The organism is Luteibacter sp. HA06, from assembly GCF_054061215.1.
In genome coordinates this window covers 2,065,230-2,080,203 of sequence record NZ_JBSSDZ010000001.1, presented here as the reverse complement: position 1 = coordinate 2,080,203, position 14,974 = coordinate 2,065,230, and the positions used below count along the sequence as shown (strand labels likewise).

At 63.4% G+C, this 14,974-nt stretch carries 14 protein-coding genes; 8 read left to right on the top strand and 6 right to left on the bottom strand.

The window, feature by feature from the left end:
- Positions 1-47: 47 nt before the first annotated feature.
- From ACVWWJ_RS09505 to ACVWWJ_RS09490, 4 genes are all read left to right on the top strand, one after another.
- The gene (locus ACVWWJ_RS09505; protein WP_456967582.1) at positions 48-983 is read left to right on the top strand and encodes an alpha/beta fold hydrolase; all 936 of its coding nucleotides are present in this window, start codon (positions 48-50) and stop codon (positions 981-983) included.
- An 81-nt stretch (positions 984-1,064) separates the two neighbouring features.
- Positions 1,065-2,930, top strand: a complete 1,866-nt coding sequence (locus tag ACVWWJ_RS09500) for a hypothetical protein (protein WP_456967580.1) — start codon at positions 1,065-1,067, stop codon at positions 2,928-2,930.
- A gap of 94 nt (positions 2,931-3,024) precedes the next feature.
- On the top strand, positions 3,025-5,583 hold the full coding sequence (locus ACVWWJ_RS09495) for a mechanosensitive ion channel domain-containing protein (RefSeq protein WP_456967579.1): 2,559 nt from the start codon (positions 3,025-3,027) through the stop codon (positions 5,581-5,583).
- Positions 5,584-5,690: 107 nt separating this feature from the next.
- On the top strand, positions 5,691-6,428 hold the full coding sequence (locus ACVWWJ_RS09490) for a 4'-phosphopantetheinyl transferase family protein (protein ID WP_456967578.1): 738 nt from the start codon (positions 5,691-5,693) through the stop codon (positions 6,426-6,428).
- 186 nt (positions 6,429-6,614) lie between these two features.
- Here the strand turns inward: ACVWWJ_RS09490 and ACVWWJ_RS09485 are convergent, their stop codons facing one another.
- Positions 6,615-7,001: a TetR/AcrR family transcriptional regulator gene (locus ACVWWJ_RS09485; RefSeq protein ID WP_456967577.1), complete on the bottom strand. Its 387-nt coding sequence runs from the start codon at positions 6,999-7,001 to the stop codon at positions 6,615-6,617.
- 91 nt (positions 7,002-7,092) lie between these two features.
- Here ACVWWJ_RS09485 and ACVWWJ_RS09480 point away from each other — a divergent pair, with 91 nt between their 5' ends.
- Positions 7,093-7,743, top strand: coding sequence for a glutathione S-transferase family protein (locus ACVWWJ_RS09480; protein ID WP_456967576.1), 651 nt, complete (start codon positions 7,093-7,095; stop codon positions 7,741-7,743).
- Positions 7,744-7,870: 127 nt separating this feature from the next.
- Here ACVWWJ_RS09480 and ACVWWJ_RS09475 read toward each other — a convergent pair whose 3' ends face one another.
- Complete coding sequence (locus ACVWWJ_RS09475) at positions 7,871-9,193, bottom strand: epoxide hydrolase family protein (protein WP_456967575.1); 1,323 nt, start codon at positions 9,191-9,193, stop codon at positions 7,871-7,873.
- 236 nt (positions 9,194-9,429) lie between these two features.
- Between ACVWWJ_RS09475 and ACVWWJ_RS09470 the strand changes: the two genes are divergently transcribed.
- Positions 9,430-10,119: a type 1 glutamine amidotransferase domain-containing protein gene (locus ACVWWJ_RS09470; protein WP_456967574.1), complete on the top strand. Its 690-nt coding sequence runs from the start codon at positions 9,430-9,432 to the stop codon at positions 10,117-10,119.
- An 11-nt stretch (positions 10,120-10,130) separates the two neighbouring features.
- Here the strand turns inward: ACVWWJ_RS09470 and ACVWWJ_RS09465 are convergent, their stop codons facing one another.
- Together ACVWWJ_RS09465 and ACVWWJ_RS09460 are read right to left on the bottom strand one after the other, a co-directional pair.
- On the bottom strand, positions 10,131-10,928 hold the full coding sequence (locus tag ACVWWJ_RS09465; protein ID WP_456967573.1) for a family 1 encapsulin nanocompartment shell protein: 798 nt from the start codon (positions 10,926-10,928) through the stop codon (positions 10,131-10,133).
- Positions 10,921-11,964, bottom strand: a complete 1,044-nt coding sequence (locus tag ACVWWJ_RS09460; protein WP_456967571.1) for a Dyp-type peroxidase — start codon at positions 11,962-11,964, stop codon at positions 10,921-10,923. The genes ACVWWJ_RS09465 and ACVWWJ_RS09460 overlap by 8 nt, the downstream gene beginning before the upstream one ends.
- A gap of 135 nt (positions 11,965-12,099) precedes the next feature.
- On the opposite strand from ACVWWJ_RS09460, the gene ACVWWJ_RS09455 reads away from it, so the two are divergent.
- On the top strand, positions 12,100-12,405 hold the full coding sequence (locus tag ACVWWJ_RS09455; protein ID WP_456967570.1) for a hypothetical protein: 306 nt from the start codon (positions 12,100-12,102) through the stop codon (positions 12,403-12,405).
- Here ACVWWJ_RS09455 and ACVWWJ_RS09450 read toward each other — a convergent pair.
- Positions 12,356-13,054, bottom strand: a complete 699-nt coding sequence (locus tag ACVWWJ_RS09450) for a hypothetical protein (RefSeq protein WP_456967569.1) — start codon at positions 13,052-13,054, stop codon at positions 12,356-12,358. The two genes, ACVWWJ_RS09455 and ACVWWJ_RS09450, sit on opposite strands and share 50 nt — an antisense overlap.
- Positions 13,055-13,073: 19 nt before the next feature.
- Here ACVWWJ_RS09450 and ACVWWJ_RS09445 point away from each other — a divergent pair.
- Positions 13,074-14,161, top strand: a protein-coding gene (locus ACVWWJ_RS09445) for an IS3 family transposase (protein WP_456967568.1) whose coding sequence is annotated in 2 segments (ribosomal slippage) — positions 13,074-13,326 and positions 13,326-14,161 — 1,089 coding nt in all. Because the reading frame shifts where the segments join, the coding sequence is not laid out codon by codon here.
- 95 nt (positions 14,162-14,256) lie between these two features.
- Here ACVWWJ_RS09445 and ACVWWJ_RS09440 read toward each other — a convergent pair.
- Positions 14,257-14,595: a hypothetical protein gene (locus tag ACVWWJ_RS09440; protein ID WP_456967567.1), complete on the bottom strand. Its 339-nt coding sequence runs from the start codon at positions 14,593-14,595 to the stop codon at positions 14,257-14,259.
- Positions 14,596-14,974: the final 379 nt, after the last annotated feature.

Genomic DNA, 14,974 nt, shown 5'->3' with positions numbered 1-14,974 from the left:
GGGCTTCCGGAGGGATACTGGGAAAGTCCGTCGAAGAGATCACCCTCATGAAGACCCTCGCTTTCCTTGCCGCCGGAATGATCATGGCTTCCACTCTGCACGCCGCGCCCCTGGGTTCCACCAACACGACCACCACCTATCACCGCGCCACCGTCGATGGCGTGAGCGTGTTCTATCGGGAGGCGGGACCCGCCGATGCGCCCACCCTCGTGCTCCTGCATGGTTTCCCTTCGTCGTCGCGCCAATTCGACAGCCTCATTCCCTTGCTTGCGACGCGATACCACCTCATTGCGCCGGACTACCCGGGCTTCGGGCAAAGCGATGCACCGGACCCCTCGAAATACGCCTATACGTTCGATCACCTCGCCGAAACGACCAACGGCCTGCTCGAACAACTGGGTCTCAAAAAATACTCCCTCTACCTGCATGACTATGGCGGTCCGGTCGGCTTTCGCATCATGGTGAAGCACCCCGAGCGGGTGCAGGCCCTGATCGTCTCCAATGCCAACGCCTACCAGGAAGGCCTCGGCAAAAAGTGGGCGCTCATAGCCGAATACTGGAAGGACCCGAAGGCTCATCCCGAGGTCTTCGCGAACTTCGTCTCGCCGGCCGCCACGGAGGCGCGGCACAGCCTGGGAACATCGCACCCGGAGCGCTACAACCCCGACACCTGGACGGACGAGTTCGCGCATCTGTCGCGTCCCGGACAACAGGAAATCCAGTCGGCGCTTTTGTATGACTACAGGACCAACGTGGCCTCGTACCCTGCCTGGCAGGCATGGCTGCGCGAGCACAAACCGCCGACCCTCGTGGTCTGGGGCAAGAACGACCCTTCCTTTATCGATCAGGGCGGCGAGGCTTATAAGCACGACGTGCCAGCCGCCGAGGTGCATCTGGTCGATGCCGGGCATTTTCCGTGGGACGAAAAGGTCGACGAGATCGCTGCGCTGGTCCTGGCCTTCCTGGACAAGCAGCCTCGCTGAACGACGCGGGCCCGCAACCGCCTGCTGGGCCCCTGACGCTTATACTATGTGACTCGTTTGTTTCACTACGTACCCAAAAACATGTTGAGAAGCGACCAAGTTCTTGTCACCGTCGGCACCGCCTGCACCCTTTCGGCAGTGGGTTCGACGGAAACCTACCAGGCCCTCGTAGCCCGGTCGGACGAATTTCTCCCCCTTGCTGCCTTCGACGCCGGCCTGGTGGATATCGACCCCGAGGCCACGAGTGCCGTCGATGGCATGCGCTGGGCCACGGGTGAACAAGCCGGCGAGCCACTCACGCTCGATGAGCTGAAGCGGCTGCACGGCGATGCCCTCCGCGCCAACAGCGGCATCCGGCACGTGCCGGGCGTGCGCGAACTGGCGCCGCGCGTGGTCACCGACATCGCCGCGCCGCTGCCGCACGATCTCGAAACCGTCGGCCTGCGGCGCCTGGCCGGCCTGCGCTACGAAGACATCCGCGGCTCGAAGCTCAAGGACATGCACGGCCTCTTCCAGGACGACGCGCTCCTGAGCCCCTCGTTGCAGGCGCAACTCTTCGCCTACGGCGCACTGGGTGCGCTCGCTGGCCTGCCGCGCCCGCTGTCAGAACTCGTGCCGAACCCGTTCGACTTCCGCGTCGCCTCGGCGACCGCTTTCGGCGGCATGGACGCGCTCGCCCAGTGGCTGCGGCCGGACGCCCCCTTGCCCGAAGGCGGCATTCCCAAGGACACCTTCGCCGTGCGCCTGTCGCATTCGCTGGGCTCGCATGGGCCGGCGCTGGTGTCGACGATGCTCGCACCGAGCTACAGCATCAGCCGCGTGCTGAAGAATCCGGAGCTGCGCGAATCGCTGCGCTCGGAGGACATCGGCTATACCCGCGTGCCGCAGGCACCGATGACCGCCGTGGGCGCTTGCGCCTCCAGCCTCATCGCGCTGGCGGACGTGGCAACGCAGATGCTGTTCGACTATCCCGGCTTCCATAAGCCGACGATGGTGCTGCTGACCGCTGCGGATGCCGCCTTGCAGTCTCGTTACGGCATTCTCGAAGCCTTCGGTGGTGGCGCCTTGATGACCGGCGACAAGCTGGCGGCCAAGAATGCCGCGCATGCCGATGGCAACGTTCGCAGCGTGCACGATTCGCTCGCCCCGTTCGACATCGACGCCGATGGCACCGTGGTCGGTCATGGCGGCTCGGGCCTGCTGGTTACCACGCTGGAATTCGCACTGCGCAATCAGCTGGATGTCACGTCCATCATCGTCGGCTGGGGCCAGAGCGGCGAAGCCGGTGGCAAGGCGCATTTCGCGGGCGTGGGCTTCGGCGGTGAGAACGCGCTGGTACAGGCACTGGACATGGCCTTCGAAGGCCATGGCTATAGCGTCGGCGACTTCCAGTACCTGGCAGCGCACGCGACCGGTACCCGCACTAACTCCAAAACGGACCTCGGCACGGCACTGGCCGGCTTGCGCGGCGCGGCCCAGCGCCAGGGCCGCACGGAAGAGCTACCCAAGCTCATGGTCGGCACGCCGAAGGCCGTCGGTGACGGACACACCATGGGCGAGACCGGCCTGAAAGCGATGTCGCAGGCCGTGCAGTTCGTGCTCGGCCGCACCGCACCGGGCGTGCCCACGCTGCGTCGACTGGACCCTGACCTGGCCGAGATCGCAGCTCACTTTCACCTGCAGGCCGAGCCGTCGCCGGGTAATGCCGACGGTGGCGCGATCTGCGCTACCCAGGGCTTCGGGGGCTACAACGGTGCCGTCGCGCTGCGCTCGGCGACACCAGAGGCCTTCGCCCGCTATGCGTGCGATGCCGACACGCTCGCGGCGTATCTCGCGGCATGGCCGACGATCCGCAGCGAGCGCGAAACGCGTGAGCGTGTTGCGCGACGCGGGCCGAAGCTGGCCTTGGCGATGGCGGAGAAGCATCGGTGGATCGGGCTGGACTGAGCGAAATAACGAGCGTGGTTTCACACAGCTTCGATTGACGATCCCCCGGCCATAGCCGAGGGTTAAGAGCATTGCCCTCGCTCCGGTCCATCGCATGCCCCGCTCCGCTGTTCGCTTCGCCCCTATCTGCGCACTCCTGGCCATGCTGCTTGCGGCTGTCGCGACGCCTCTCTGTGCGCAGGACAACTCCGCATCGGCCACCCTCTCGCCCGCCGATGCCCGACGCGCTGCCGAGGTGCTTCAGGACGACCACAAGCGTGCGGAGGCCATTCGCACGCTGCAGGCGATCGCAGCGGGTGCGCCGGCACCGGCGGCCTCCTCATCGGCTGCTAACGCCGCTGCACCCGCCACAGCACCCGCCTCCGCCGCGCCACCGGCCGCAGCGCCTGCCCTGACGCCCGCCGCCATCCCACTTGAGCAGGACGGCCTCATCGCCCGCATGCTTCGCCGCATCGGTCGGTGGGAGAATGGACTGGGCGGCCAGCTCGCGCAGTTACGCCATGTCGTCGCAGCGCTCCCGGCGGCCGCCCACCAAGCCGCGGGTAACGTCGCGCAGGGTGAACAACGCGCCTTGCTCGGGCATATCCTGCTGGCACTCGCGCTCGTCTTCGGGCTGGGACTGGCGGTCGAATGGGGCGTCTTTCGCCTGCTGGCGAAGCCGCGAGGTGGCCTGGCGGAGCATGCGGATGAGGCGGATCAACGCGCACGCGCCGAGGATATCGTCGCTGCACCACCTCCGCCGACCGAAACACCGCCTGAGGCTGCCCGCGCGGATGCGAACGCCGGGGTGCAACCCGTCGCCGCGGATGTGGCGCTGATCCGCACCCAGCGCGATGGCGTCGAACACGTCGAAGCGGTACCGGTGGAGGCCGGCCAGGGCGCGGCAGGCGGGCCGCCGCCAGCTGACGTTGCGCCCGACGTCACGAAGACCGCCGTCAGCGCGGATGCCCCGAAGCACGTCGATCACTGGCGCACCTTGCGGCATCTTCCGTTCGCGCTGGCGCGACTTCTCCTGGACCTGATCCCGATCGCGATCTTCTTCCTCATCGCTGGGCTCATCCTGCGCTGGATGAGCGACGATCCGCGGATGACGAGTATCGTCAGTGGTTTCGTGGATGGATACGTCACGGCGCGCATCGGCATGACCGTGCTTCGCCTGCTCGTTTCCCCGGTCGGACACGGACTGCGGCTCATCCGCGTCGGCGAACACACGGCACGACGGATCATCGGCTCGTTCCGGGCCATGCTTATCGTCGGCACCGTCGGCTTTGCGCTCGCCAACGCGTTCCAGCAACTGGGCGCCGCCGACGAACAGCGTCTGGTCTTTATCAAGGCGATCTCGTTCGTGGTCCACGTGCTCCTGGTTGTCCTGCTATTCAAGGTTCGCCGACCCGTCGCTGCGGCGATCAGGGGGCCACAGAACGCCGTCGGGCCCCTCGCGACCGTCAGGCACTGGCTAGCCGATGTCTGGGCCGTTCTGGCTGCGGTGGTCGTCATGGGCGCCTGGTTCGTCTGGGCGCTCGGCGTGGAAGACGGCTTTCCGAAGCTGCTTCATTTCGTGGGAGTGACGGCTGCCGTGATCGTTTGCGCACGCATCGTCGCGGTGCTGGTACTCGGTGGCGTGAGTCACCTGTTTCAGCCCGCCGCAACGAAGGACGCCACCGAGACCGCGGCTCAAGCGGCGGCGCAGCGTCTTCACGCGCAACGTTATTACCCGCTGGTGCGTTCCATCGTCACGGCGGTCCTCGTGGTGTGTTCCGCTGTTGCGCTTCTTCAGGTCTGGGGCGTGGATGCGCTCTCCTGGTTCTCTCGCGGAACGATCGGCCGCAGCCTCGCATCGGCGGTCGTCACGATTCTTGTCGCCGCGACGATTGCCGTCCTCGTCTGGGAAGCCGCGAATGCCAGTGTCGAGAGGCGGCTCACGCGCTGGAAGGATGCCGGCGACATCATGCGCGCCGCTCGCCTGCGCACCTTGCTACCGATGTTGCGTACCGGCTTACTGGTGGCCATCGTCCTGATCGTCGGCCTGACGGTGCTGAATCAGATCGGCGTCAACACGACGCCCCTGCTGGCGGGCGCGAGCATTATCGGTGTGGCCGTGGGCTTCGGTTCGCAGAAGCTCGTGCAGGACTTCATCACAGGCATCTTCCTGTTGATGGAGAACGCGATGCAGGTGGGCGATTCGGTCACGGTCGGTGATGTGTCGGGCACCGTGGAATACCTGTCGATTCGCACCGTGCGACTGCGTGGCGGCGATGGTTCGCTCTACATCGTGCCCTTCAGCTCGGTGACCACGGTGAACAACACGAACCGCGGCATCGGTAATGCGGCCATGCGTGTCAGCGTGGCGTACGGAACGGACGTGGCTCGCGCCATTGCCGAGCTCAAGGCGATCGGCGCATCGCTCCGCGCCGACCCTGCCTTCGCACCGCAAATCCTTGCCGACATCGAAGTCTGGGGCGTGGATGCGGTCGACGGCGGCATGTTCACCCTGGCCGGGCAGATCAGTTGCACGGACAAGGGGCGTTGGGGGGTGCAGCGCGAGCTCAACCGCCGGATCCTCGAGCACTTCCGTGAGGTCGGCATCGTTATTTCGAATCCGCGGACGAGTCTGCTGCTCGACGAAAGGGCACTCGACAAGAAGCCGGATTGAGCGTTGGTGTTGAGATAAGCTCATCGTCCATGAGCGACTCCGACTCCCACGATAGCGATGAGCGAGGCAGCCAGCCGGTTTCTGCCGAGCGGCGCGCATCGGGCGTCGTGGACATTCGGCTGCTCGATCTGGGCTGGGGCGAGGTTGTCGTTCCGCCGGTTGTGCTCATCAGCTATGACGTCGATGCGTTCGATGTGGCTGCGTTTGCGCGGCATGGCGTTGAGATGCCCGCGAGCATTGGGCGTAGCGTCCGGAAAAGGCAGGCTGAGTTTTTTATGGGGCGGTTGGCGGCGTCGGATGCTGTTGGGGGGTTGGTGGGGGGTGGTCGCGGCGGGTTTTCGCCGATGAATCGGCTCCCACGACAGCCGGCGAGCGTTGGAATTGGGCGGTCGCGGGAGCCGGTTTGGGTGGAGGGGGTTGTCGGGAGTATTTCGCATGCCGGCCGCTATGCGGCTGCCGTGACCGCCAGCGCCAGTGGCATCACGGGTATCGGCATCGATATCGAGTGCCGGATTGGGGTGGCGACGCGTGAGTCCGTCGAGGGGACCGTGATCGGTCCGACGGAGCGGACACTGCTCCGCGCGCATAGTGGCCAGCTGCCTTACGAGATGCTGCTGACGATCGCGTTTTCGGCGAAGGAGAGCTTTTTCAAGGGCTGCTTCGCCACGGTGGGCACCTACTTCGATTTCGATGCCGTTGAGCTCACGGCGCTGGATGTCGCTGCCGGCACGCTCGAACTCACGCTCATGCGTTCGCTGGCAGATTCGCTTCCCGAGGGGCGACGCTTCACGTTGCGCAGCCAGTTCATCGATGCCGACACCGTGCTTACGAGTTTTGTGTGGTGACAGGCTAAGGAATCAGCCCAGCCACGCGCATGGCCGCAATTGCTTGATCGTAAACCGCAACGTCTCCACGACTGCGCGCTACCAGTTGCGCGCCCTCAACCCCGGCAAAAATAGCCAGCGCCCTCCCCTGCCTGACCTTGGCCGAGACCTTCACGTCATCCCGCTCCAACGCCTTCGCCAACCAGGTCACGTTGGTCTCGGAAAAACGCTCGACCTCCACCTGCACTTCTTCGGGTAACTCATCGCGCTCCGCAGCCATGACGCCGCGCACATGCACATGCGATTTTCGTTGAGTAGTGCGGCGCGAAACACGCCGACGTACTTCGTCATGAAAGCCGCAGCCGTGGTGCTCGCGTCGAGAACCTCCGCCAGATAGCCCCCCAGTTCTTCGGTGTACTCCCTGGCAAGTTCCGAACCCAGCGATCCCTTGGTCGGGAAGTGGTAGTGCACGCTCGCGCTCTTTACGCCGACGGCCGCTGCGATATCGCGGAAGCTCAAGGCGGAATAGCCGCGTGACTGCACCATTTTCCGGGCGGTGGAAAGGATGCTCTGGCGAGTGTCGGGGGCGTTCATTGGCATGTCCTTGAGGCTACCTATCGATTGATAGGGGTTGACAGCCTGCATTGCAAGGCTCACGATCTATCTACCACTAGATAGGTGAACTATGAAAATCCACGATAACCCCGGCTTTCCCAACCCCCTCCGCGTCCGCATCGTCCTGGCCGAGAAGGGCCTTTTCGACAAGGTCGAGTTCGTGAAGGTCGATCTGCCGGCAGCCGAGCATAAGCAGGCCGCCTTCCTCGCCATCAATCCCACCGGCACGGTCCCCGTGCTCGAACTCGACGACGGCACGTACATCTCCGAATGCACGGCCATTACCGAATACCTCGACAACCTCGACGGTCACCCCACGCTTACCGGTACCACGCCGCTCGAGAAAGCCACGATCCACATGATGCAGAAGCGTGCGGAGTCGGAGCTGATCGACGCGATCGGCATCTATTTTCATTACGCCACGGCGGGGCTCGGTGATGGGCTTCTTCCGTACAAGAGCCCGGAATGGGCAGGCCGTAACCACTGGGGGCAGATGCACCGCGAGAAGGCCGAAGCAGGCATGCGGTACTTCGATGAGGTGTTGAAGACGCAGCCTTATGTTGCGGGCAAGGCATTTTCGATGGCGGACACGACGGTGATTGGCGGGTTGTTGTTCGCGTCGTATGCGCAGATCCCGGTGCCTGAGTCGTTGGTGGCGCTGCGGGAGTGGAAGGCGCGGGTGGATCAGCGGGAGAGTGTGCGGGTTGCGTCGGGCGGGTAGAGCTTCGCCGATGAAGCGGCTCCCACATGAGGTCCCGGGCCTGCATGAGGCCCCGGGCCTGCAAGAGGCCTCGGACCTGCGCGAGGTCCCGGGCCTGCTGAAGGCCCGGGGCCTGGTCTAAGCACGACTATTTCGGGCGCACGGTCTTGAACGACGCCCTGATCTCGGTCACGAATTCATCAGGCTGTTCCCATGCGGCGAAATGACCACCCTTGGGCAACGTGTTGAAGTGGATGAGCTTGGGAAACGCCTTGACGGCCCAGCTGCGGGGCGCTGCGTATATCTCGTCCGGAAAGACACTTACTGCCACCGGAATGGTGACGTGCTTCGGCTGGAAGAACGCCAGTTTGTTCTCCCAGTACAGTCGTGCCGACGACACGGCCGTATGTGTCAGCCAGTAGAGCGTGACGTTATCGAGGATGTCGTCACGCGAGAGGCCCTCGGGCTGGCCGTCGAAGACACGTGTGATCAGGGCATAGCTCCGCGCATCGTGGTCGAGCATCCAGGCAGCCAGGCCGACCGGTGAATCTTCCAGCCCATAGAGCGTCTGCGGACGGTTCGTCATCTCCTGCGCATAGCCGAGGCCGTGCTTGTAGAACGTGTCGAGCATGTCGTACGCGTTCTTCTCGTCGGGCGCGAGGCCGGCAGGCGCCGGTGCGCCGGCAGCGAGATCCTTGGCGATATCGTCAGGTACGGTTGCCGGCATATTGCTGTGGATGGCGAGTAATTCAGGTGGCGCCTGCACGGCCATCTGTTCGGTAACGGCATCACCCCAGTCGCCGCCTTGCGCGACAAAGTGCTTGTATCCGAGGCGCTTCATCAGGATCGTCCAGGCGCGGGCGATGTGCTGTGGGTCCCAGCCCACGGCGGTCGGCTTGCCGGAGAAACCGTATCCCGGCAGGGACGGAACCACCACGTCGAACGCGTCCGAAGCCTTGCCGCCGTGCGCCGTGGGATTGGCCAGCGGATCGATCACCTTCATCTGCTCGATGATCGAACCGGGCCAGCCGTGGGTGATGATGATCGGCAAGGCATTCTTGTTCTTCGACTTGACGTGGATGAAATGGATGTCCACACCGTCGATCGTCGTGACGAATTGCGGTAACGCATTCAGACGCGCTTCGACCTTTCGCCAGTCGTACCCCGACTGCCAGTAATCGGCGAGCTTCTTCAGCGTGGCGATCTGCACGCCTTGTGTAGCGTCCGGCACCAGCTCAGGGCTTGGCCAGCTGGTTGCGGCGACGCGTCGCTGAAGGTCCTGGAGAGCTTCGTCGGAGAAATGGATCTTCGGGAATGGGCGGATGGACGTGTCTTCAGCCGATGATGCGGCTTGCAAGGGTGCGGCAGCCGCCGCGTGAGCGGGTACCGGAAGGACGCTACAGACCACACCGGCGATGACTGCCGCACCCAGGAACTGCGAACGCGCCGAGCGAATGAATGGTGACGCCATGACAATACCCCTCCGTTTGACGTGGGTCGTACCTGCCAGAGTCGTGCATCGCGGACGGCTGGGCCGATCGGACGCGTTCATCAGCGTCTGACGAACGTGTTCCGGCGGTCTTGGAAGCGCACCCGACGGTTTGAACGTGATGATCCTGCGATAACCACTCATACCTGCGGATGATTGTCCCGCCGGAAAAGTCAGCGCTAGAGTGCCCGGCCGGGGGGCCACTGCGGAGGTATGCCATGAAGATTCTGATGGTGCTCACGTCGCACGACACGCTGGGAAACACAGGGCGCAAGACGGGGTTCTGGCTGGAAGAATTCGCCGCACCCTATTACGTATTCACCGACGCGGGCGTGACTGTCACGGTCGCATCGCCCAAAGGCGGGCAACCGCCCATCGACCCGAAAAGTGACGAGCCGGACAACCAGACACCGGCGCAGACGCGCTTCAAGGCCGATCCCGCCGCCCTGAAGGTGCTCGCCAATACGGTGAAGCTGGACAGCGTTTCCGAGAAGGACTTCGACACCATCTTCTACTCGGGCGGCCACGGTCCGATGTGGGATCTCGCGGAAGACCCCGTCTCCATCGCACTGATCGAATCCTTCTACAACGCAGACAAGCCGGTGGCCACGGTATGCCACGCACCCGGCGTGCTGCACCACGTGACCTACAAGGGCGAGCCCATCGTCAAAGGCAAGCGCGTCACCGGCTTCACCAATGAAGAGGAAGAGGAAGTCGGCCTGACCAGGGTCGTGCCCTTCCTCGTCGAAGACGAACTGAAACGGCTGGGCGGCAAATTCGAGAAGGTGGCCAACTGGCAGCCCTTCACGATCACCGACGGCCACCTGATCACAGGCCAGAACCCGGCGTCGTCGACCGTGACCGCCAAGGCGCTGCTCGCCCTGATGGCCACGTTGCAGAAAGCCTGAGCGCTCAGCAACTAGGCGCTCAGGCTGACCGATGCTTCCGTGGTCAGCGACAGGAAGGTAAAGGTTTCCTGCAGGTACAGACGAACGCTCGATGCATCGTGCGAGTCGTAACCGATGGAGACGTCCTGGCCAAGGTGCAGTTCGAAGTCGCCGCCTCGGGCCGTCATCAGCACACCGCCTTCGACGGCCGGTGCCCAGACGATGCCGCCATCGAGCATGGCGTGCAGCTCGCGGAACACGGGGTAACCTTCATCGGTTGCCCCGTTGAGGTCTGCATAGGCCTTTGCGCCGATAGCCAGCTTGTAGGGCCCATTCACGCCGGCGAGGCGAAGTTCGTTCAGCGCCTGCGCCACGGCCACGGGATACGCCGTGAGGTCGGCAGGCAGGGCGATCGCCTTGTTGCTGGTGGTGTTGCGAATGCCTGCGATGCCGGCGGCGGCATAGCCGTCGAACACGGCGCGGTCCTCGGCGAAGGCGAGCTTCTTCGCGGCATCTTTCAGCGGCTGAAGATCCGGATCGTTCGAGCCGCGCGCGACATCGTCGAGGTCCTGGCGCGAAAGCACGAAGGGCACCCGCAGCTCGACCATGGCGGCCACCTGGCGCTGTTGCACCTGGATGCCGTCTGCTGGCGTCTCGATGACGCGCGTGTGTCCCGTGCCAACGCCCGGGTAGTCGTAACCCTTGGGGCCGATCACGTCGACGATGCGGCGTGCCGCCATGTATTCCTTCAGCGTGCGCGTTGCTTCATCTTCGATCTGCTCCCAGGCGCCGCCGCTGATAGGCGCGAGTTCGCGAAACAGGTTATTCATGGGTGTTCTCCATTTTTAGCGAACCGATGCCGAGTGAACCATCCGATGCCCGCGGCGTGTTGTCTTGTGCGTTCGCGTCGTTCGAGGCGCCTGGCGCGACACCCGGTGCATCCGGAATACCGTCGAGGAAGGTCGCCGACGGTACGAAGAACAGCGTTCCGGTGACCGCCGTGCTGAAGTCGAGCAAGCGGTCGTAGTTACCCGGCGGCTTGCCGACGAACATGTTCGTGAGCATCTGCTCGGTACGCGCGGGCGAACGGGCATAGCCGATGAAATAGGTGCCGAACTCGCCCTTCCCCACTTCGCCGAACGGCATGTTGTCGCGGACGATATCCAGCTCCACGCCGTTTTCCACGATGGAGGTGAGCACGTTGTGCGCGTACGACGGTTTCACGGCGTCGTCGAGTTCGATATTCGTCTGCTTCTCCCGGCCGATGATGCGCTCCTGCGCTTCGACGGGTACGGCATTCCAGCGCTTCAGGTCGTGGAGGTACTTCTGCACGATCACGTAGCTCCCGCCGAAGAAGGCGGCATCCTCGTCACCGATCACGGCCGCTTCGATGGCCTCGGCGTCCTGTGGGTTCTCGGTGCCGTCGACGAAGCCGATCAGGTCGCGGTCGTCGAAGTATTTGAAGCCGTGTACTTCGTCCAGCGTGGTCACCGCGTCGCCCAGACGCGAGAGGATCTGCGCAGCCAGTTCGAAGCAGAGGTCTTCACGGGTCGCGCGTATGTGCAGCAGGATGTCGCCCGGCGTCGATACGGCCCGGTGGACACCGATAATCTCCTGGAACGTGTGCAGTTCGGCGGGACGAGGGCCGGCAAAGAGGCGATCCCACGCTTCCGAGCCGAACCCCATGACGCAGGTGAGCCGCCCATCGAGGTCACGAAAGCCGACGGCACGCAGCAAGCCGGCGAGATCGCCACAAAGCGAGCGCACGGCCTCTTCGGCCTGCCGACCGGGATTGACCTTGAGGACGAGGAAGATGGCCGATCGCGTAAGCGTGGCGACGACAGGTTGCGCAACGACGGTAGCCACGAGGGCTCCTTTCCACGGAAGGACGTAAAGGAGTCATTCTCGTCCGCCGCCATGCCATCAGACAAGACATTGCGACGGCAGGAGCGTAATTTCAGCGCATTTGCAGCACGTCCCTTTTCCCCGGAGCACGCCCCAATGAGCCACCTGCCGCCTTTTGACTACCTGACCTCGTCCGCACGCTGGTTCGGCACGGAAGGCGCGAAGCTCAACCAGACCGCCCGGCGCGTGCTCGAACGAGCCACGCGGCGCGCGACGGTCACCGAGGATATCAACCAGCGTATCGATGCCAAGACCACCTACGGCCAACGCCTGGCGGACAAGGTCGCGGCCTTCGGCGGCTCGTGGACCTTCATCATCGTCTTCGTGTCCATCCTGGTGGCCTGGGTCGTGCTCAACAGTCTCTTGCTGGGCCGCACCTTCCATCCTGAAGATCCTGCTTAGCCGCCGCGTAGCCTTCGTCAACGAACCCCTGATATTTCGTATAGGCCGCATCCGAGAACTCTTGCACCGAGGCATAGCCCGACTTTCCGATAGAGGTCGCCGTCGTGTTTGGAACATTACCACGGCTCAAGCCGAGAGGCGCGAGCGGTGACCGAACGCCAATTGGCACCCCCGAATTGAGCTGATAGGGCGAACCGGCGGGATAAATTGGCGACTGAAGACGATAAGACTGATTCGGTGTCGTGACAGTCACACCGCCACGACCGACCCCGATGGACACGTCGCTTGCCGCCCTGCCCACACCGCCGAGCACCACCCCGGCGACGACCGACGTACCAAACTCCGTTCCCGAGAAGTGCTGGTTGCCCGCTTGGCCACTGGTTGCGGTGTAGGTGCTGAGCTGCCCCGCCTGGACCGCGGCGTCGAGTGCGCCGCCAGCGGCACCCGCTGTGATGGCTGAGCTGGCAATACCCGTGCCAAGGCGGGTCGTTACAGCCCCAGCGGCACCGCCGGAAATTCCCACCGCCGCGACTGCCACAGTGGCGTCGATGAGCGTTGCTCTGTGGCAGCCGAACTTGGCGCCACGTGACCCGCTGACGTCGTAAGCTTCCCCAATAGGTAGACACACAAGAACTAGAACTTCTGGCATCTTTCCCTCCGGAGGATCCATGAAGAAATCAAAGTTCACCGAGACGCAGATTGTCTCCATTCTCAAGCAAGCCGATGCAGGCGTGCCGATCAAGGATATCTGCCGACAGGCAGCGATCAGCTCGGCGACGTACTACCAGTGGAAGAGTAAATACGGTGGCATGGAAGCGTCGGATTTGAAGCGGGTCAAGGAGCTGGAGGCGGAGAATTCCCAGCTCAAGCGGATGTACGCGGAACTGGCGTTGGACAACGTCGCGATGAAGGACCTGATTGCAAAAAAACTCTAGGGCCGGCGCGCAAGCGTGAGGCGGTGCAGTACCTCATCGAGGTGCATGCGCGCCCGCTCCGCCGGTCCTGTGAATGCGTCGGGCTTTCTCGCGCCGCGTATTACCGGCCGCCGGCTGACCCCGCGGTACGTGATGCGGAGCTGATCGCGGCCTTGTCCAAGGTGGTCGAGGACCGACCCAGTCGCGGCTTCTGGAAGTGCTGCGCCATCCTGCGGCGCACGCGTCCGGACTGGAATCCGAAGCGAATATACCGAGTCTACAAAGCGATGAAGCTCAACCTTCGACGTGCTGCGCGACGGCGGCTTCCCAAGCGCGAGCGGGTCGCGCTCTACGTGCCAAGGCATCCGGACACTGTCTGGTCGATGGACTTCATGAGCGACGCGCTGGCGTGCGGCCGACGCTTCCGCACCTTCAATGTCGTCGACGACTTCAATCGGGAAGCCTTGCACATCGAGGTCGATACCTCGATCACATCGGCCCGGCTGGTGCGCATCTTCGAGCAGATCAAGCGCGACCACGGATTGCCGCAGGTGATTCGCTCGGACAACGGCCCGGAGTTCCTGGGCGAGAATTTCGTTCAATGGCTCAAGGTTAACGGCGTGGCCTTGCGATACATCCAGCCAGGCAAGCCCAACCAGAACGCGTACATTGAGCGGTTCAATCGAACCTTCCGCGAGGAAGTCCTCGATCAACACCTCTTCGCTCGCCTCGAAGACGTACGCGAAGCAGCGCACTGGTGGATCATCGACTACAACGAGCAACGACCGCACGCCTCGTTGGGCAACATGACACCCAGCGAGTACCGTCAACAAGCCGCCTGATGCTCTAGTTTTGAAATGTCTGCTTGACGGGGAAGCTTACGCATGACCTTCAACGTTTCCAATAAGTCTTCCCGACTGGATACCTCGCTCATTTCTCACAGTCCGGATCTGTAGTGGATGTCATTGTGAGTCCTAGGCGAAACAATCTGAAGGTTACTGAGATCATGTACAGAGCTGACCGAATCAGCCGCTGCTGGACGATAGCCATTTGCCGAATGTCCGGTTGAGTTGCTCGAGTCACCCGCCGCCTGCTGCGATGTCGGGCCGGAACCTGTGCCGGCCGGTGAAGCCGAGCCAATTTCCACGGTGATGAAGTTGTTGGGTGCGTTGATTCCCTGAATCGATGCACGACGCGAATCCGGCTGCAGCGTTTCCACGTGAATGGCCGGCCCGGACGCCAAAGCCCCTGCCGCGGCAGAGGCACCGCCGGTCATCGACGGTCTTCCGCCACCGGTGCTGTTGGAATGGAGATGGGCCAGTCATGGCGATCTTCGAGCACGCAGATCCACGTTGAGGTCGGGTCACCGTTCGTTTCAATGGCGCTTGCACTCGTGCCGAGGCCTGCTTCCACTCAGGTTCTGACCTATCAGATAGCACGTCAGTTTGAGCGAGCCGGGAGCACTAACCACTTTTCCGAAAGGCTTCCTTTTCGACGTCATTTTGGAGAAGCTGCTCGGCCAGCCCTTCTGGAAGTGGCCGTTATCTGACTAGAGATCCCTCAGTCGGTTGGCCGCGCGAACGGTCATACCACTCGCTTCGCCAAAGGCCGAACGCGACCTCGCCGAAGTCATGGTTGCGGTACGGCGTCCTGAC

Excerpts from the sequence above, each read along its gene's own strand:
- ACVWWJ_RS09505 (WP_456967582.1), top strand. The coding sequence starts at position 48 with ATGAAGACCCTCGCTTTCCTTGCCGCCGGAATGATCATGGCTTCCACT.
- ACVWWJ_RS09500 (WP_456967580.1), top strand. The coding sequence starts at position 1,065 with ATGTTGAGAAGCGACCAAGTTCTTGTCACCGTCGGCACCGCCTGCACC.
- ACVWWJ_RS09495 (WP_456967579.1), top strand. The coding sequence starts at position 3,025 with ATGCCCCGCTCCGCTGTTCGCTTCGCCCCTATCTGCGCACTCCTGGCC.
- ACVWWJ_RS09485 (WP_456967577.1), bottom strand. The coding sequence starts at position 7,001 with ATGAACGCCCCCGACACTCGCCAGAGCATCCTTTCCACCGCCCGGAAA.
- ACVWWJ_RS09480 (WP_456967576.1), top strand. The coding sequence starts at position 7,093 with ATGAAAATCCACGATAACCCCGGCTTTCCCAACCCCCTCCGCGTCCGC.
- ACVWWJ_RS09475 (WP_456967575.1), bottom strand. The coding sequence starts at position 9,193 with ATGGCGTCACCATTCATTCGCTCGGCGCGTTCGCAGTTCCTGGGTGCG.
- ACVWWJ_RS09470 (WP_456967574.1), top strand. The coding sequence starts at position 9,430 with ATGAAGATTCTGATGGTGCTCACGTCGCACGACACGCTGGGAAACACA.
- ACVWWJ_RS09465 (WP_456967573.1), bottom strand. The coding sequence starts at position 10,928 with ATGAATAACCTGTTTCGCGAACTCGCGCCTATCAGCGGCGGCGCCTGG.
- ACVWWJ_RS09455 (WP_456967570.1), top strand. The coding sequence starts at position 12,100 with ATGAGCCACCTGCCGCCTTTTGACTACCTGACCTCGTCCGCACGCTGG.
- ACVWWJ_RS09450 (WP_456967569.1), bottom strand. The coding sequence starts at position 13,054 with ATGCCAGAAGTTCTAGTTCTTGTGTGTCTACCTATTGGGGAAGCTTAC.
- ACVWWJ_RS09440 (WP_456967567.1), bottom strand. The coding sequence starts at position 14,595 with ATGACCGGCGGTGCCTCTGCCGCGGCAGGGGCTTTGGCGTCCGGGCCG.